This window comes from Pseudonocardia ailaonensis (genome assembly GCF_039531635.1).
Classification (GTDB): Bacteria; Actinomycetota; Actinomycetes; order Mycobacteriales; family Pseudonocardiaceae; genus Pseudonocardia; species Pseudonocardia ailaonensis.
The window spans coordinates 531,643-549,008 of sequence record NZ_BAAAQK010000003.1; the positions used below are offsets into that span (position 1 = coordinate 531,643).

Consider the following 17,366-nt stretch of genomic DNA (forward strand, 5'->3'; position numbering starts at 1 on the left):
ATCAGCGTGTCACGCGCCGCCGGACAGCTTCTCGCGAAGGGCCGCGAGCTGCTCGTCGCTGGCGAGCGAGCCGCCGCTCTGCGCCTGCTGCTCGGTGTCACCACCGGACGAGTAGTTCGTGCCGGTCGCGCCCTCGACGGCAGCCTCCGCGTCGGCCTCGGCGGCCTTGCGGATCTGCGTCATGTGCTGCTCGTAGCGCTCGTGCGCCTCCGCGTACTGCTTCTCCCAGACGGAGCGGGCCTCCTCGAAGCCTTCCTTCCAGTCGCCGGTCTCGACGTCGAAGCCCTCGGGGTAGATGTAGTTCCCCTGGTCGTCGTACTCCGCCGCCATGCCGTAGCGCGTGGGGTCGAACTCGGTGTCGACCGTCATGCCCTCGTTGGCCTGCTTGAGCGACAGCGAGATGCGGCGCCGGTCGAGGTCGATGTCGATGACCTTGACCATCGCGTCGTCGCCCACCTGGACGACCTGCTCCGGGATCTCCACGTGGCGCTCGGCCAGCTCGGAGATGTGCACCAGGCCCTCGATGCCCTCCTCGACGCGCACGAACGCACCGAACGGGACGAGCTTGGTGACCTTGCCCGGGACGATCTGGCCGATCGCGTGGGTCCGGGCGTACAGGCGCCACGGGTCCTCCTGCGTCGCCTTCAGCGACAGGGAGACGCGCTCGCGGTCCAGGTCGACGTCGAGGACCTCGACGGTGACCTCCTGGCCCACCTCGACGACCTCGGACGGGTGGTCGATGTGCTTCCAGGACAGCTCGGAGACGTGCACCAGGCCGTCGACCCCACCGAGGTCGACGAACGCACCGAAGTTGACCACCGAGGAGACGACGCCCTTGCGCACCTGGCCGCGGGCCAGCTGGTTGAGGAACTCGCTGCGGACCTCGGACTGGGTCTGTTCCAGCCAGGCGCGGCGGGACAGGACCACGTTGTTGCGGTTCTTGTCCAGCTCGATGATCTTGGCCTCGATCTTGCGGCCGACGTACGGCTGCAGATCGCGCACGCGGCGCATCTCGACCAGCGAGGCGGGGAGGAAGCCGCGGAGGCCGATGTCCAGGATCAGGCCGCCCTTGACGACCTCGATCACGGTGCCCTCGACCGGCTCGTCGGCCTCCTTGAGGGCCTCGATCGTGCCCCAGGCGCGCTCGTACTGCGCGCGCTTCTTGGACAGGATCAGCCGGCCTTCCTTGTCCTCCTTCTGGAGGACGAGGGCCTCGACGAACTCGCCGACCTCGACGACGTCGGCAGGGTCGACGTCGTGCTTGATCGAGAGCTCCCGCGACGGGATGACGCCCTCGGTCTTGTAGCCGATGTCGAGCAGGACCTCGTCACGGTCGACCTTGACGATGGTGCCTTCGACGATGTCGCCATCGTTGAAGTACTTGATCGTCAGGTCGATGGCGGCGAGGAAGTCCTCCTCCGACCCGATGTCGTTGATGGCGACCTGCGGGGTCGTGCTGGTCGGGGCGGCGGTGGTGTCGGTGGACATGTAGTGGGGTGCTCCGGTGGATGATTTCGGTAGTGGCCGCGTCACGGGCGGCCGTTCGGTGGGTGTGGCCGTGACTGGATGAAACGTGGAACAGTCACCTTTGTTCGTCGATTCCCGGGAGCCGTGTCCAGGACTAGCAAGACCCGCGACGCCCCTCTGACCGGCGGACGCGCACGTTGACCCCGAGCTACGGACCATGCTACGCGGACGCCGATCAGTGGGGCAATGCGGGTCCCCCCTCCCGAACTGGGACGATCCGGCACGTGAACACGGGTGTGCGATGAGCGCCGAGGAGCTTCTGGGGACGGCCGGGGTGGCCCGCCGTGAGGTGGGTTCCGCGGAGTCCGAACGGGCCAGCCGGGCCTGGTGGGACGCCGACGCGACGGACTACCTCACCGAGCACGCCCGCGACATCGGCGACGCCGAGTTCGTCTGGTGCCCCGAGGGTCTGCACGAGGCCGACGTGCGGCTGCTGGGCGAGGTCGACGGGAAGCGGGTGCTCGAGGTCGGGGCCGGTTCCGCGCCGTGTTCTCGCTGGCTGGCGGCCCGGGGCGCGCACGCGGTGGCCCTCGACCTGTCCCGCGGCATGCTCGCCGCGGCGGCGGAGCTCAACCGCGCCACCGGGATCGGCGTCCCGCTCGTGCAGGCCGGCGCCGAGCACCTGCCGTTCGCCGACGCGTCCTTCGACCTCGCCTGCTCGGCCTTCGGCGCGGTGCCCTTCGTGGCCGAGCCGGTGCGGGTGATGCGCGAGGTGCACCGGGTGCTGAGGCCCGGCGGCCGCTGGGTGTTCGCGGTGAACCACCCCATGCGCTGGATGTTCTCCGACGACCCCGGGCCGGATGGGCTGACCGTCACCCAGTCGTACTTCGACCGGACCCCCTACCTGGAGGTCGACGGCGGGGGCCGGGCCACCTACGTCGAGCACCACCGGACGATCGGCGACCGCGTGCGCGACGTCGTCGCCGCGGGCCTGGTCCTCGACGACGTCGTGGAGCCGGAGTGGCCCGAGGGGCACGAGCGGATCTGGGGCCAGTGGTCGCCGCTGCGCGGCGCGCTCTTCCCCGGCACCGCGATCTTCGTGACCCACCGGCCCGGATAGCGGTTTTCCGCTACCGGAGCGGGCGGGATGCACGGTGCCGCCCGGCCGGGCCGGTCCCTACCGTCGACCGTCGTGATCACGCTCGAAGGACTGACGAAGCGCTACGGAGACCGGCTCGCGGTCGACCACCTGACCGTCACGGTCCGGCCCGGCCGCGTCACCGGGTTCCTGGGGCCCAACGGCGCCGGGAAGTCGACCACGATGCGGGCGATCGTCGGGCTCGACCTGCCGACCGCAGGCCGGGCGCTCGTCCTCGGCCGCCGCTACCGGGACCTCGCCGAGCCCCTGCGGGTCGTCGGCGCGCTGCTCGACGCCCGCGCCGTGCACCCGGGCCGCAGCGTCCGCGCGCACCTGCGGTCACTCGCGCGCAGCAACGGCATCCCTCGCCGGCGGGCCGACGAGGTCGTCGAGACGGTCGGGCTCGGGCCGGTCGCCCGCAGGCGGGCGGGCACCCTGTCGCTGGGCATGGGCCAGCGCCTCGGCATCGCGGCCGCCCTGCTCGGCGACCCGGAGATCCTGATCTTCGACGAGCCGGTCAACGGGCTGGACCCGAACGGGGTGCGCTGGTTCCGCGGCCTGGCCCGCCGGATGGCCGCCGAGGGCCGCACGGTCTTCGTCTCCAGCCACCTGATGAGCGAGATGCAGGCGACGGCCGACCACCTCGTCGTCCTCGGCAAGGGCCGGCTGCTCGCCGACGCCCCGCTCACCGAGGTGCTGGCCAGGAGCCCGCTCACCGCCGTCACGGTCCGCAGCCCGCATGCCGGCGACCTGGCCGCGCGGCTCCGCACCGCGGGCGGTGCCGTCGAGCGGCTGGACGAGTGCCGGCTCGTCGTCACCGGTCTCGCGGTCGAGCGGGTGGGCGACGTGGCCCACGAGGCCGGCATCCGGCTGCACGAGCTCCGGCTGCGCGAGGCGTCGCTGGAGCAGGCGTACCAGGAGTTGACCGCGCGCAGCATCGAGTTCGGTGCCGCACCTACCGAGGTGGCCTGAGATGACGACGACAGCGACGCTCCGAGCGGTCGGTGCCGAGTGGGCGCGGTTCCGCACGGTCCGGTCGACCTGGTGGTGCCTGGTCGGGACCGGCGTGCTGATGGGCATGGCGGCGCTGACCTTCGGCGCCGACCGGGCCACGGGGCGGGGCGGCACGTTCGCCGCGACCGCCCCGGTCGTCGACGGCGCGGTGCTCTTCCAGGTCGGGATCGTCGCGCTGGCGATGCTCCCGGTCACGGCGGAGTACGCCTCCGGTGGCGTCCGTGCGTCCGTGCAGGCGGTCCCCCGCCGCGGCCGGTTCCTGCTGGCGCAGGCGGTCGTCGTCGCCTCGTCCGCCGCCGTCGCGACGGTGCTGGGCGGGCTGGTCACCGCGGTGGTCGTCCGCGAGTTCCTCCGGCTGGAACCCTTCGGCGGCCCCGCGGGGCTTCCCCTCGGACCGGTCGTCGCGGACCTGCTACGGCTCGGCTGCTTCGCGGCCCTGGTCGCGCTGCTGACCGTCGGGGTTGCGGTCGCGGTCCGGCACGCCGCGGGCACCCTGGCGCTGCTGTTCGCACTGCTGTTCGCGCTGCCGCTGCTGCTCGCCTCGACCGGGTCCGCACCACTCGTCGAGCTGGCCCTGCGCCTGCCGACGGGTGCGGGGCTGGCCTTCCTGGGTAGCACCGGCACCCCAGTGGGCCCGTTGCTGGACTACCCGCCCCTCGAGGGGCTCGCGTGGCTGGCCGGCTGGACGGCGGCCGCCCTCGGCCTCGGCGCGGCCGTGTTCCACGGGCGCGACCTCTAGGCTGCCGGCATGGGGCGGCGGGCTGGCACGCTGGTCGGCGTCGTGGTTGGGGTGCCCCTCGCGGTCGCCGAGGCCCTGGCCCTGCTGCTCGTGTGGCCGCCCGGCGCCCGGGGACGGGTGCTGGCCCTGCTCGGCCGTGCCGAGGCGGCCCGGCTGGCCCGCTGGTTCGACCGGGACGTCAGGGACGGCGCGGGCCGGGCGCGGTTCCTCGCCGCGCGGGCGGTCACCGGCTTGGCCGGCGGCTACCTGATCGCGACGCCGCTGTTCGTCGGCCTGCTCCTGCTCGTCGGTGGGATCTGGCAGGCTCTCGCCGGCGAGGCCAACACGGTGCCGGTGGTGCTGCCCGGCATCCGCATCCTGACCTCCAGCGCGACTCTCGGGATCGCCAACGGCGTCCTCGTGGTGCTCGTCGCGCTCGGGGTGGCCCTGGGGGTGGGCGCGGTTGAGCGCCGGCTCACCTACGCCCTGCTCGGCCCCGGCGAGCGCGAGCGGCTGCGCCGCCGCATCGACGAGCTGGCGAGCACCCGTTCCGGCATGCTCGCGGCTATCGACGAGGAGCGGCGCCGGATCGAACGGGACCTGCACGACGGCGTCCAGCAGCGCGGGGTGGCGGTCGCGATGCTGCTCGGGAGGGCCCGGCACAGCGCCGATCCGGCGGCCGCCGCGGGGCTGGTCGACCAGGCCTGGACCGAGGCGCGCGGCCTCCTCGACGAGGCGCGCGAGGTCGCCTGGCGGATCTATCCGACGGCGCTGGACGAGCTGGGCCTGCACGCCGCGCTGGCCGGGGTCGCGGAACGATCCGCACTCCCGGTGACCGTGCACCATCGACTGTCGGCACGTCCGGTGTCCGAGGTAGAGACCGCGCTGTACTTCGTGGTCCGGGAGGCGATCACCAACGCGGTCAAGCACTCCGGCGCTCGCGACGTCGTCGTGGTGGTCGCCGAGACGCCCACGACGACCACCGTGGTCGTGTCGGACGACGGCCGCGGCGGCGCCTCGCCCGACGGCCAGGGGCTGCGGGGGCTCGCCCGCCGGGTGAGCGCACTGGATGGCACGTTCACGGTCGTCAGCCCCGCCGGCGGACCGACGGAGATCACCGCCGTCCTGCCTCGCGCGGACCGGGCAGGTGACTCGTGAGGATCGTCCTCGCCGAGGACTCGGTCCTGCTCCGCGAGGGCCTGGTCCACCTGCTCACCGACGCCGGGCACGAGGTGGTGGCCGCCGTGGGGGACGCCGCGGCGCTCCTCGACGCCGTCGCCCGCGAGCGCCCGGACGTGGCGGTCGTCGACGTCCGGATGCCGCCGGGCCAGAGCGACGAGGGCGTGCGCGCCGCCCTGCGGATCCGCGCAGAGGTCCCCGGCGTCGGGGTGCTCGTCCTGTCCCAGTACGTCGAGAAGCACTACGCCGCCCGGCTGCTCGGCGGCGCCCCCGAGGGGCTCGGCTACCTGCTCAAGGACCGGGTCGCCGACGTGGCGGAGTTCCTCGGTGCGTTGCAGCGCGTCGGAGAGGGCGGGGCGGCGTTCGATCCCGAGGTCGTCCGCCAGCTGCTGGCCCGCACCTCCCACCACGACGCCCTCGCCCGGCTCAGCCCGCGCGAGCGCGAGGTGCTCGACCACCTCGCCCAGGGCTTTGCCAACCAGGCGATCGCGAACCGCCTGCACCTCGCCCTCAGCACGGTGGAGAAGCACCTCGCCGCGATCGCCGACAAGCTCGACCTGCCCCACGACGGCGACTACAACCGCCGCGTCCTGGCCATCCTGCGCTACCTCGAGGCCTGAGCGGGCAGACTGGGCCGATGCGGATCACCTGGCGGCAGGTCACCCGATGGCGCGCCGTACGGCAGCTGCTGACGACCGGGGAGCCCGATCCCGTGGAGGTCGCCCGCCGGGTCGGCGGCATCCACGCCCAGGTCGCCTCCTGCAGCACCGGGATCGCGGCGCTTCGCGGCGCCACGGGTGTCGACGACGCGCTGGCCGATCGCACGCTGGTCCGGACCTGGGCGATGCGCGGCACCCTGCACCTGCTGCCCGCGGACGAGCTGGGGCTGTGGTGCGCCGCCCTGACCGAGCGGGAGTCCCGGCGCCGCTTCCCGCCGTCCTTCGAGCGCGAGAACGGCGTCGACGGCGACACCCTCCACGCCGTCACGGCCTCCATCGGGCGGGTCCTCGGCGCCGAGCCGCTCACCCGGGCCGAGCTGGTCGAGCGGGTCGTCGACGACCTGGGCCGGCCGGAGATCGCCGAGGCGATGGGCAAGGGCTGGGGCGTGCTGCTCAAGCCCGCCGCCGCCCGCGGCTACCTCTGCTCGGGACCCGACGGCACCTTCGTCTCCCCCGCCGGGCTGCTCGGCCGCCCGCTCGACCAGCACGATCCCGCCGAGGCGGAGCAGGCCGCCCTCACCCGGTTCCTCGCCGCGAACGGGCCGGTGACCGTCGAGGACGTGGCGCGCTGGTGGGGCGAGCAGCCCGCACCGGCCCGGCGCCGGCTGAGGGGCGCGGAGCGGGTCGGGGTGGAGATCGACGGCGAGCCGGGGTTCCTGCTCGATCCCGCCGACGCCGACGAGCTCGCCGCCACCCCCGCCGACGGCGACCACCCCGCGGACGGCCCGTTCCTGCTGCCCGGCTTCGATCCCTGGACGATCGCGCCGCTCTCGCACCGCCGCCACGCCGTCCCCGAGGGCCGGGAGAAGGAGGTCAGCCGCGCCGCCGGCTGGATCACCCCCGTCCTGGTGGTGGACGGACGGGTGGCCGGTGTCTGGGAGCGGGAGGGCGGGCGGATCGTGGTGCGGCCCTTCGCAAAGCTCCCGGCCGGCGCCCGCCGCGCGGTGGAGCGGCTCGGCGAGGTCGGCTGGGCCTGATCGCGCCCGCCCCACGGGCGGCGGAACGGCCGCGGGGCATACTCGGCGGGTGCCGATCGACGCCTCCCAGCTCCCCTCCCTGCCCGGCGACATCGCTCCCGGCCAGCTGAACGACCGCATGGGGATCGAGATCCTCTCCGCGACCCTCGAGGAGGTCCGCGGCCGGATGCCCGTCGAGGGCAACCGCCAGCCCTACGGCCTCCTGCACGGCGGCGCCTCCGGCGTCCTCGCCGAGACCCTGGGCTCGGTGCTCGCCGCGCTGCACTCGCTGCCCGAACGCTTCCCCGTGGGCCTGGAGCTCGCCTGCACCCACCACCGCGCCGCGACGGAGGGCTGGGTCACCGGCGTGGCCCGCCCGCTCCACGTCGGCCGCAGCACCTCCACGCACGAGATCGTGCTGACGGACGACCAGGGCCGCCGCACCTGCACCGCCAAGCTCACCTGCCTGCACCGCGACACCCGCCCGGCCGGCTGAGCGAACGGCGCCCTCGCTCACATCTGGTGAACGAGAGCGCCGTCGCTCAACGGCCGTCGGTCAGGCGCTCGCGCCCTCGCCCAGGTAGGCCTCCTGGACCCGCGGGTCCGCGAGGAGCTCGTGGCCCGTCCCGGACAGCGTGGTGCGACCCAGGTCGATCACGTAGGCCTGGTCCGAGAGGGCAAGGGCCGCAAGGGCGTTCTGCTCCACGAGCAGCACCGTGGTGCCCTCGTCGCGCAGCTCCCTGACCGTGGAGAAGATCAGCTGGGTCATGATCGGCGAGAGCCCCATGGAGGGCTCGTCGAGCATGAGCAGCTTCGGCCGCGACATCAGCGCCCGGCCGATCGCGAGCATCTGCTGCTCGCCGCCGGAGAACAGGCCCGCCTTGTTGCCGCGCCGCTCCCCCAGCACCGGGAACAGGTCGTAGACCCGCTGCATGTCCTTCTGGATGCCGTCCTCGTCCTTGCGCGTGTACGCACCGAGGCGGAGGTTCTCCTCGACGGTCATGCGCGCGAACAGCCGCCGGCCCTCCGGGCTGTGCGCCATGCCCATGGAGAGGATCTCGTGCGCCGGCCGCTTCTGGATCGCGGTGCCGTCGAAGGTGATCGTCCCGGACACCGTGCGGAGCAGGCCGGACAGGGTGCGCAGGGTCGTCGTCTTCCCGGCGCCGTTCGAGCCGATCAGGGACACGATCTGTCCCTGCTCGACGTCGAACGACACCCCACGCACCGCCTGGATGGCCCCGTAGGCGACCACCAGGTCGCGGACCTCGAGGAACGCCATCAGGACTCACTCTCCACGGCATCGGATGCGGGGCTCGCCGCCGGGTCGGACGCGGGGCCCGCCGCTGGGTCGGATGCGGGGCCCGCCCCGGTCTGCAGCTGCGCCTCGACCTCGTCCGGCGGGGCACCCAGGTACGCCTCGACGACGCGCGGGTCGCCCCGCACCTCGTCCGGCGAGCCCTCGACCAGCAGCTCGCCCTGCACCAGCACCAGCACCCTGTCGCACAAGGTGAAGATGAACTTCGTGTCGTGCTCGATGACCACGACCGACACGCCGAGGTCCCGGATCGCGAAGATCAGCTGCCGGGTGGCCTCGGTCTCCTGGGCGTTCATGCCGGCCGTGGGCTCGTCGAGCAGCAGCACCGACGGGTCCGTCGCCAGCGCCCGGGCGATCTCGAGGCGCCGCTGGTCGCCGTAGGGCAGGTTGCGCGCCAGCTCGTCCGAGAACCTGCTCAGCCCCACGAAGGCGAGCAGCTTCTCCGCCCGGTCCAGGGCCTCCGCCTCGCTGCGCCGGAACCGCGGCCCGTGCAGCAGCGACGAGATCGGTCCCTGCTTCATCCGCACGTGCCGGCCGACCAGGACGTTCTCCGTGGCCGTCATGGACGGGAAGAGCCGGATGTTCTGGAACGTCCGCGCCACGCCCGCCTCGGTCACCCGGGCCGGGTCCTGGGGCATCGGCCTGCCGCGCAGCGTGACCGCGCCCGACGTCGGCGTGTACAGACCGGTGAGGCAGTTGAAGAACGTGGTCTTCCCCGCCCCGTTGGGCCCGATCAGCCCGATGATCTCCCCCTCCTTGAGGGAAAAGGTCACCTCGTTGAGCGCCCGCAGGCCGCCGAAGACCATCGAGACGCCGGCGGACTCCAGGATCGGCCCCCGGGCGCCCGTGGCGGTGGTGGGGGCGTCGCGCATGTCCTCCGCGAGCTCGGCCACGACCTCCTCCGGCGGTGTCGCGAGCTCGGGCAGCGTCTCGCCCTGGTCCTCCTGGGCCGATGGTTCGCTCGCTCGCTCGCTCACGGCTTCACCTCCGTCGGCAGGGCCCCGGGTGCCTCGCGGGCGACGTCCTCGGGATCGTCGTCCGCCAGCTCCGCCTTGCGGTGCCGGTCGGCGATGATGCCCTGCGGCCGGAACCGCATGATCAGCACCAGGGCGATACCGAAGATCAGCAGCCGGTAGTCCGAGAACTCGCGCAGCTTCTCGGGCAGCACGAACAGGATCGAGGCGCCGAGCACGGCGCCGGGGATCGTGCCCATGCCCCCCAGGATGACCGCCGACAGCAGCGTCACGGACTCCAGGAAGCGGAACGAGTCGTACGCGACGACGCCGGTCTTGTGGGCGAAGAAGGCGCCGGCGAAGCCGGCCAGCGTGGCGCCGATGAGGAAGGCGAGGATCTTGATGGGCCCGGTGCGGATGCCCATGGCCGCGGCCGCGTCCTCGTCCTCACGGATGGCGACCCAGGCCCGCCCGAGCCGCGAGTTCTTCAGGTTCGCGAACACGAGCATCACGGCGGCGACGAGCAGCACGATGGCGACGTAGTACATGACGCCACTGGGCAGCCGGAGCGAGCCGATCGTGATCGAGTCCGAGAACTTGAAGTCCCCCAGCCCGACCGCCGGGATGTTCGGGATGGCGTTGGCGCCACCCGTCAGCCCGCCGATGTTGTTCTGCGCGCTGCGCACGAAGATCTCGCCGAAGGCCAGGGTGACGATGGCGAGGTAGTCGCCCCGCACCCGCAGCGTGGGCGAGCCGACGATGGCGCCGAAGATGCCGGCCACGACCGCCGAGATCACCATGACCAGCAGGAACGGCACGTGGATGCCGATCTGCGAGGCGGCGGCGCCGGACAAGTTCGCCGCCACGAAGGCGCCGATGCCCAGGAACGCGACGTACCCGAGGTCCAGCAGGCCCGCCAGCCCGACGACGATGTTGAGCCCGATCGCCGTGGCCGCGTAGACGCCGATGTTCGACGCCACCGTCATCCAGTACTCGGTGCCGGCGCTGGTCAGCGGCAGCACGAGCGCGCAGACGAGCAGCACGATCACGCTGAAGAGCCGGTGCCGCTCGGACACCACGCCGACCCAGGTGAGCAGGCCGGACGCGTTGAGCGCGGCAAACGCGCCCACCAGTGCCGCGAGCAGCGACAGGAACACCACCCCGGCATAGGGATTGACGACGCCGCCCTGACCACCGCTCGTCAGCACCTCGGCGACCAGCAGCAGCACGACGGCGAAGACGACCAGCAGCAGGAGCCACTCCACCCACCAGGGCAGCTGCCACTCCCACACCGGCTTGGGCTCCAGCCCGCCGGAGGCCGCGCCCAGCATCAGCACGATGCCGCCGATCAGCGCGGCGATCGCGCCGAAGGCGACGGCACCGTCGGCCGCGGTGATCGCACCGAGGCCACCGCCGGAGACGGTGATCCACAGGCCGTTGAGCAGGGACACGGCGACGACGCCGATGCCCAGCCCGCGCACGATCCGGTGCCGCGCGGGGATCCGGGGCAGCGCCGCGACGACGATCGCGGCCACGCCGAGGATCAGCAGGTGCAGCCGGAACCCGCTGACCCCGAAGGGCGCGACGAAGAAGTTCAGCGTCGCCTTCTCCGGATAGGCCCCCTCGTTGAGCACGAAGGTGACCCACGGCAGGTAGGCGCCGACGATCGCCAGCACCCCGCCGACGATCATGACGGGTGTCGAGCGCGGCGCCAGCGCGGTCAGCAGACCGCCCATCCGTCCGGTGTGGACCGGACCGGGAGCGGCCGCCGGAGCGGTCTCCTCCACGGTGGTGGTCATGCCCTCACCCGCTCGGACTCGCCGAAGAAGCCCTGGGGCCGGAACACCAGGACGATGATGAGGACCACGAAGATCCACACGTAGTCGTAGGCGGTCCCGCCCGGCAGGTACTGCCCGCCGAGGGCCTTGACCAGGCCGATCACCAGGCCGCCGACGACCGCGCCGCGGATGTTGCCGATGCCGCCGAGCACGGCCGCGGTGAAGGCGAAGATGCCGTTCTGGAAGCCCATGTCGATGTTGACGTTGTTCAGGTAGCTGCCGTAGAGCACCCCGGCGACGCCGGCCAGCGCCCCGCCGATGGCGAAGGTGAGCACGATGACGCGGTCCGGGTCGATGCCCATCAGGCGGGCGACGTCACGGTCCTGCGAGGTGGCCCGCATGGCGCGGCCCATCCGGGTCTGCTCGATGAAGCGCTCCAGCGCGAAGGCGAGCACCAGCGAGACGACGACCAGCAGGATGCCCGAGTAGCGGATCGGCACCCCGTCCCCGATCGGGATGACCAGCGCGCCCTGGACGAACAGCGGCGGGAACGGGAGCGCCGCGGTGGCGCCCGGGTAGAACACGCGCATGGCCTCCTGCAGCGCCACCGACACCCCGAGAGCGGTGATCAGCGGCGCCAGGCGCGGTGCGTTGCGCAGCGGGCGGTAGGCGAAGCGCTCCATGGCGATCGCGATCAGCATCGACACCAGGGCGCCCGCGACGAGGGCGATCGGCAGGGCGAAGTACCACTTCGTCGCCACGGCCGCCGGGACGATGTAGGTGAGGGTGGCCAGCCCGCCGTACGCGCCGACCATGAAGATCTCGCCGTGCGCGAAGTTGATCAGCGTGATGATCCCGTAGACCATCGTGTAGCCGAGTGCGATGAGCGCGATCAGCGAGCCGAAGACCAGCCCGTTCGCGATCTGGGACAGGAAAATGGACAAACGGGGGTCTCCTCCGCCCGCGTGCGCGAGCGGGGACGGGAGGTGATCCCGTCCCCGCTCGCGGACTTTCCGTGACGTGCCCCGGGCCGGGGTCCGCGTCAGCTGGCCGGGTAGGTCCCCGTCTCCAGCGGCTGGAACGAACCGTCCTTCACCGAGTACACGGTGAGCACCTTGTTGGTGGTGTCACCGAACTTGTCGAAGGAGACGGATCCGGTCGCACCCTGGAGGTTGGTGGCCTGGACCGCCGAGAGCAGCCCGTCCCGGGTGGCGTCGGAGAAGGTGCCGTTGGCGACGGCCTTCGAGAGACCGGCGATCAGCACGTTCGCGGCGTCGTAGGTCAGGGCGCCGTACGCGCTGTAGGCGTCCTTGTAGCCGGCCGCGGCGTACGCGTCGAGGAACGCCTTGGCGCTGGGCTGCTGCTCCGGCGGGGCACCGACGTTGGTCGCCAGGTCGCCGGTGCGGCCGCCGAGCGACACGTAGGTCTTGTCGACGATGCCGTCGCCGCCCATCAGCGGGACGTTGAGGCCCGCGTCGGCCAGCTGCTTCGACAGCGGGCCGGCGACCGGGTACTCACCGCCGTAGTAGACCGCGTCCGGGGCGGCACCGCGGATCTGGGTGATCACGCCGGAGAAGTCGGTGTCCTTCTCGCCGACCTTCGCCTGGGCCACGATCGTGGCGCCGAGCTTCTGCGCCTCGGCGGCGAACGCGCTGGCCAGACCGGCGCCGTAGGTCTTGCCGTCGTCGATGACCGCGATCTTCTTCTTGCCGGCCTTCTGCACCAGGTACTGCGCGGCGAACGGGCCCTGGATGGCGTCCGTGGTCGCGGTGCGGAAGTAGGTGGCGTTCGGCCGCGTCGGCGCCGCCGCGTTGTCGCCCTGGGTCAGCGCCGGGTTGGTGTTCGCCGGCGAGATCTCGACGATCTTCTTCTGCGCCAGGATCGGCGCGACCGACTGCGCCGTCGAGGAGTTCAGCGTCCCGATGACGCCGACGACGTTCGGGTCCGAGGCCAGCTTGGTCGCGGCCTGGGCCGCGATCTGCGCGGTGGCCTGGTCGTCCTCGGCCTGCAGGGCGAGCTTGTAGCCCGGCACCGTGCACTTCTGGTTGGCCTGGTTGACCGCGAGGTCCGTCGAGTTCTTCATGCCCAGGCCCAGGGCCGAGAGGCTGCCCGAGAGCGGGGCGATGAAGCCGACGACCAGCGTTCCCTTGCTGGTGTCGCAGGAGGAGCCTCCGCCCCCGCCCGAGGCCTCGGTCCGGTTGGTGCTGCACGCGGTGAGCGCGAGGGCGCCCGCGAGCAGGGCGGCGGTCGCTGCGACCTTCCGCGTCCGACTCATGTCATGTCCTTCCGTGCCAACCACGTTGCCGAGAACATCCGGTGACGGTCCCCCGAAATCGACCCGCCCCACTCCCGGTGGCTGCCGAGAGCGTCGCGGACGTTAGGTCACCCGCGGGGGTGCCGTCATCACGGCGGCGGGCAGCTTTACCAGACCGCAACCGGATATCACCCAGCGTCAGGACGGTTTTACCGTCAGTCGCTTGTTATCATATCGTTATCAAGCCACGAGGCTCTGACCTGCGGAGATTCCCTTACCACGAGTCGGACATCACACATTGGCCAGGGTCATTACCGGCGAGTAACGAGAGCGTTCCCCCATGATCGAGAACCACCCGATCGGACGCACACGACAAGGGCCGCCCCGGCGTGATGCCGGGGCGGCCCTGTCGGACGACGCGGAGGGTCAGCCCTTGGCGGGCGCCAGCCCCTCGATGACGGCCTCGGCGACCGCCTTCATCGTGGTGCGCCGGTCCATCGCGGTGCGCTGGATCCAGCGGAAGGCCTCGGGCTCGGTCATGCTCTGCTTGGTCATCAGCAGGCCCTTGGCCCGGTCGACGACCTTGCGGGTCTCGAAGCGGTCGTTGAGCGAGGCCACCTCGTCCTCGAGCGCACGCTTCTCGGCGAACCGGGAGACGGCGAGCTCGATGGCCGGCACCAGCTCGTGCCGCGCGAACGGCTTCACCAGGTACGCCATCGCGCCGGCGTCGCGCGCCCGCTCGATGAGGTCCCGCTGGCTGAACGCGGTGAGCATGACGACCGGGGCGATCTTCTCGTCGACGATCGTGGCCGCCGCCTCGATGCCGTCCTTCTTGGGCATCTTGACGTCCATGATCACCAGATCGGGCCGCAGCTCGCGCGCCATCTCGATGGCGGCCTCGCCGTCGGGCGCCTCACCGGCGATCCGGTAGCCCTCTTCCCCGAGCATCTCGGTCAGGTCGAGGCGGATCAGCGCCTCGTCCTCGACCACGAGGACCCGCCAGCCGGCGGCAGGACCGTCGGTCGTCTCGTCTGCGGACACTGGCTGGCTCACGGGAGTATCTCCTCTTTCCGGTACGGGTCGAGCGGAGGCTCCCAGGGTAGCGGCGATAAGGTTGCCAACAGGTTGCCCGACTCGTGTGATCCCGCCCGAGGCGATCGAGAACACAGTCGGCCACAGCCGCCCCCGTAGCCCAACGGCAGAGGCAGCGGACTCAAAATCCGTACGGTGTGGGTTCGAATCCCACCGGGGGCACGTACCACCAGGCGGAACGCGGCTCCCGCGATCAGCATCGCCCTGGTGCCGTCCCGGCAGGCCGCGAGGGTGCCGCTCCGTGGCGCCGCGCGATCCACAATCCTGATGATCTGGACATACCGCGCGTAACCTCGCCGACACGCGCGGCGACTGGTCCGGCATGGACACCGAGCCACCGACCGAGCGGGTGACGCACGTCGCCCCGGTCGGCGAGGTCCCCCACCAGCGGGTCCCGACCGACCCCACGACGCCGCAGCGCCGGTGGATCCCCTTCAGCATCTTCGGCGTTCTCGTGGTCGTCGCCGTGGTGGTCGGGATCACCCTGGGCAACGCGCGAGGCAGTGCCCTGTCGGCAGGCAGCGGCATCACGACCAGCACGCCCAGGCCCGCGACCGGCGAGCCGGCCTACCTCGCAGCCGTCCGCACCGTCTCCCCCGACGCCGCGCAGTTCGACGACGCCAGCCTGCTGAGCATCGGCCGCGCCGTGTGCAGCCAGCCCGCGGGGGCTGTGCGCTCGCAGGTGGTGAAGGACCTGGCCGCCTACCGGAAGGTCAGCCAGGGTGCGGCCGAGACCATCGTCGCCAACGCCGTGCTCTATTTCTGCCCGACGAGGGCCTGGTCCTCTCCGACCACCGCGGTGCCGGCGACGACCGCCCCGCCCGCGATACCGGCCACCGGCCCGGCGAAGGCGATCACCGCCCGCGAGTGGCAGCTCATCGCGAAGAACCCCGACCAGCACAAGGGTGAGCGGGCCATCGTCTACGGCTGGGTCCGTCAGTTCGACTCCGCCACCGGCAGCGACCAGTTCCGAGCCAGCGTCGACGGCGTCAACCACCCCGGCTCGTCCGGGAAGTACGACTACGAGACCAACACCCTGCTCGCGGGCACCTCGGCAGCCAGCTGGCCGACGTCGTCGAGGGCGACCTGTTCAAGGCCGAGGTGACCGTTGTCGGCTCGTACTCCTACGGCACCACCGTGGGTGGGAGCACGACAGTGCCGGCGCTGCTCGTCACGAAGATCACGGTCACCGGTTCGGGTTGATCAGGTGCCGCCCGTGGTCGGCGAGCTGCGGACGGCCCTCGGCGCTGCCCTGCTCCTGGCCGCCGACCGATCCCGCAGAGCTGGCTGCCAGCCCGACCCGAGAGCGAAGGTGCTCCGGTCCATGGCCGGGGATCCTGTCGGACATCGAGATGTCCGCGCTCTTCCGCGACGAGACCGCGGTCGGTGGCGCACGTTGTTCGGATCCTGGCGGAAGCCCGGGGTGCGGAACCGGCTGCGGGCCGTGGTGCTCGCCCACCGGGTAGGGCTGGTCGCTCCGCACACGTGGTGAGGAACAGTGCGCCGTGGCGAGCGGTCGATTCTGCGCGGACGAACTGCATCCCGAGCGAACCAGTTGGTGAGGGCGAGCGCTCGCCTTCCAGCCGCCGCGGCTGGTCGACCGCTGGCCTCCTGCCTGCGGAAACGGGCCCGTTCGAACACGTGGTCGACTATCGTCGAGGACATGACCACCGCCCTCGCGCCGCGACCCGGGACCCCCGTCCCGGCTGCCGCCGCCGAGGCGGCACGGATCGCCGAGCTGGTCGCGCTGCGGAACAGGATCGACGCCGAGATCGCCGAGGAGGTGCGGGCATTCGCCCGTGCCGCGGTGGAGGCGCGGCTGGAGCAGATCGCCGCCGAGCAGGTCACGGTGGAGCAGGTCGAGGCCACGGTGGTCGATCGGCTCGGCCGGGCCTTGCGGGTATCCCCGACCCGGGCACGTGCCCAGCTGCGGATCGGGCGCGACCTGCACGCCGGGCTGGACCGGGTTCGCACGTCGTACGGCGCCGGGGAGCTCGACCAGCCGAAGGTCGCGGCGATCGTCGCCGCGGCGGCAGGGCTCGACGCCGGCGAGCGCGCCGAGGTGGACCGGCGGCTGTCCTCCTACGACCTGCCCTCGCTCGGGCTGCGACGGGTCGCCGATCTGGCCCGGACGATCGTCGCCGAGGTCGCGCCGGAGAAGTTCGCCGAGCGGGCCCGGGCCGCCCGCCGCGACCGGCACGTCACGATCAGCCCGGCCGGGGACGGGATGGCGCTGCTGCGCGCGTACCTCCCCGCCGAACAGGGAGTCACCTGCTACGCCGCGCTGCGCAAAGCCGTCACCGAGCACTGGGTCGGGTCCGAGCCGGTCACCCGCACCCGGGGGCAGATCATGGCGGACACCCTCGTCGAACGCCTCACCGGCGCCGCCCCCACCGAGGCCGCGGCCGCGGTGGAGCTGCAGGTTCTCGTCCCCGTGGAGTCCCTCGTGGACACCGCGGGCGGGCCGTTGCCGGTCGAGCTGCCCGGCTTCGGCCCCGTCCCGGCGGAGTTCCTGGTGGAGCCCGGTCGCGCCACCTGGCGCCGCCTCGTCACCCGGGAGGGCGTCGTCATCGGCGCCGACTCCCGCCGGCGCACCTTCACCGGGGTGCTCGCCGAGGTGATCCGGTCCCGGGACCGAGGACGCTGCACCGCCCCGCACTGCGACGCCCCGATCGAACACCTCGACCACCTGCACCGCTGGTCGGAGGGCGGTTCCACGACCCTGGAGAACGGCGCGGGCCGGTGCGCCTTCCACAACCTGGTGCGGGAGATACCCCCGTAGG

At 72.3% G+C, this 17,366-nt stretch carries 17 protein-coding genes and 1 tRNA gene; 10 read left to right on the top strand and 8 right to left on the bottom strand.

The genetic code is table 11. The annotated features are described in order from the left end of the window. Nucleotides 1–9: 9 nt before the first annotated feature. Nucleotides 10–1,488 carry a 30S ribosomal protein S1 gene (rpsA, locus tag ABD324_RS05195; protein ID WP_344412878.1) on the bottom strand — a complete coding sequence of 493 codons (1,479 nt, stop codon included), beginning with the start codon at nucleotides 1,486–1,488 and terminating at the stop codon, nucleotides 10–12. 280 nt (nucleotides 1,489–1,768) lie between these two features. On the opposite strand from rpsA, the gene ABD324_RS05200 reads away from it, so the two are divergent. From ABD324_RS05200 to ABD324_RS05230, 7 genes are all read left to right on the top strand, one after another. Further along, nucleotides 1,769–2,587: a class I SAM-dependent methyltransferase gene (locus ABD324_RS05200; protein ID WP_344412880.1), complete on the top strand. Its 819-nt coding sequence runs from the start codon at nucleotides 1,769–1,771 to the stop codon at nucleotides 2,585–2,587. A gap of 72 nt (nucleotides 2,588–2,659) precedes the next feature. After that, nucleotides 2,660–3,577, top strand: a complete 918-nt coding sequence (locus ABD324_RS05205) for an ABC transporter ATP-binding protein (RefSeq protein ID WP_344412883.1) — start codon at nucleotides 2,660–2,662, stop codon at nucleotides 3,575–3,577. A 1-nt stretch (nucleotide 3,578) separates the two neighbouring features. Further along, entirely contained in the window at nucleotides 3,579–4,358 is a 780-nt protein-coding gene (locus ABD324_RS05210) for a hypothetical protein (protein WP_344412885.1), read from the top strand. Between the two features lie 9 nt (nucleotides 4,359–4,367). Beyond that, the gene (locus ABD324_RS05215) at nucleotides 4,368–5,495 is read left to right on the top strand and encodes a sensor histidine kinase (protein WP_344412887.1); all 1,128 of its coding nucleotides are present in this window, start codon (nucleotides 4,368–4,370) and stop codon (nucleotides 5,493–5,495) included. After that, a complete protein-coding gene (locus tag ABD324_RS05220) occupies nucleotides 5,492–6,136 on the top strand; it encodes a response regulator (RefSeq protein ID WP_344412889.1) in 645 nt (214 codons plus the stop codon). The genes ABD324_RS05215 and ABD324_RS05220 overlap by 4 nt, the downstream gene beginning before the upstream one ends. A 17-nt stretch (nucleotides 6,137–6,153) precedes the next feature. After that, on the top strand, nucleotides 6,154–7,212 hold the full coding sequence (locus ABD324_RS05225) for a DNA glycosylase AlkZ-like family protein (protein ID WP_344412891.1): 1,059 nt from the start codon (nucleotides 6,154–6,156) through the stop codon (nucleotides 7,210–7,212). Between the two features lie 49 nt (nucleotides 7,213–7,261). Beyond that, a complete protein-coding gene (locus tag ABD324_RS05230) occupies nucleotides 7,262–7,687 on the top strand; it encodes a PaaI family thioesterase (RefSeq protein WP_344412893.1) in 426 nt (141 codons plus the stop codon). Nucleotides 7,688–7,747: 60 nt separating this feature from the next. Here the strand turns inward: ABD324_RS05230 and ABD324_RS05235 are convergent, their stop codons facing one another. From ABD324_RS05235 to ABD324_RS05260, 6 genes are all read right to left on the bottom strand, one after another. Next, nucleotides 7,748–8,470, bottom strand: a complete 723-nt coding sequence (locus tag ABD324_RS05235; RefSeq protein WP_425565731.1) for an ABC transporter ATP-binding protein — start codon at nucleotides 8,468–8,470, stop codon at nucleotides 7,748–7,750. After that, on the bottom strand, nucleotides 8,470–9,483 hold the full coding sequence (locus tag ABD324_RS05240) for an ABC transporter ATP-binding protein (RefSeq protein ID WP_344412895.1): 1,014 nt from the start codon (nucleotides 9,481–9,483) through the stop codon (nucleotides 8,470–8,472). Before ABD324_RS05240 ends, ABD324_RS05235 begins: the two co-directional genes overlap by 1 nt. Next, nucleotides 9,480–11,258 (bottom strand): branched-chain amino acid ABC transporter permease, encoded by a 1,779-nt coding sequence (locus tag ABD324_RS05245; protein ID WP_344412897.1) that lies wholly within the window; start codon nucleotides 11,256–11,258, stop codon nucleotides 9,480–9,482. The genes ABD324_RS05240 and ABD324_RS05245 overlap by 4 nt, the downstream gene beginning before the upstream one ends. After that, on the bottom strand, nucleotides 11,255–12,181 hold the full coding sequence (locus tag ABD324_RS05250) for a branched-chain amino acid ABC transporter permease (protein ID WP_344412899.1): 927 nt from the start codon (nucleotides 12,179–12,181) through the stop codon (nucleotides 11,255–11,257). Before ABD324_RS05250 ends, ABD324_RS05245 begins: the two co-directional genes overlap by 4 nt. 98 nt (nucleotides 12,182–12,279) lie before the next feature. Then, a complete protein-coding gene (locus tag ABD324_RS05255; RefSeq protein ID WP_344412901.1) occupies nucleotides 12,280–13,512 on the bottom strand; it encodes a branched-chain amino acid ABC transporter substrate-binding protein in 1,233 nt (410 codons plus the stop codon). Between the two features lie 405 nt (nucleotides 13,513–13,917). Further along, the gene (locus tag ABD324_RS05260; protein WP_344412903.1) at nucleotides 13,918–14,544 is read right to left on the bottom strand and encodes an ANTAR domain-containing response regulator; all 627 of its coding nucleotides are present in this window, start codon (nucleotides 14,542–14,544) and stop codon (nucleotides 13,918–13,920) included. A gap of 128 nt (nucleotides 14,545–14,672) precedes the next feature. Between ABD324_RS05260 and ABD324_RS05265 the strand changes: the two genes are divergently transcribed. Together ABD324_RS05265 and ABD324_RS05270 are read left to right on the top strand one after the other, a co-directional pair. Then, nucleotides 14,673–14,745: transfer RNA gene (locus ABD324_RS05265), tRNA-Leu, on the top strand. Between the two features lie 160 nt (nucleotides 14,746–14,905). After that, nucleotides 14,906–15,688 carry a hypothetical protein gene (locus ABD324_RS05270; protein WP_344412905.1) on the top strand — a complete coding sequence of 261 codons (783 nt, stop codon included), beginning with the start codon at nucleotides 14,906–14,908 and terminating at the stop codon, nucleotides 15,686–15,688. Between the two features lie 81 nt (nucleotides 15,689–15,769). On the opposite strand, the gene ABD324_RS05275 is transcribed toward ABD324_RS05270, so the two are convergent. Then, a complete protein-coding gene (locus ABD324_RS05275; RefSeq protein ID WP_344412907.1) occupies nucleotides 15,770–15,931 on the bottom strand; it encodes a hypothetical protein in 162 nt (53 codons plus the stop codon). A gap of 315 nt (nucleotides 15,932–16,246) precedes the next feature. Here ABD324_RS05275 and ABD324_RS05280 point away from each other — a divergent pair, with 315 nt between their 5' ends. Next, entirely contained in the window at nucleotides 16,247–17,365 is a 1,119-nt protein-coding gene (locus ABD324_RS05280; RefSeq protein WP_344412909.1) for an HNH endonuclease, read from the top strand. Nucleotide 17,366 lies beyond the last annotated feature (1 nt).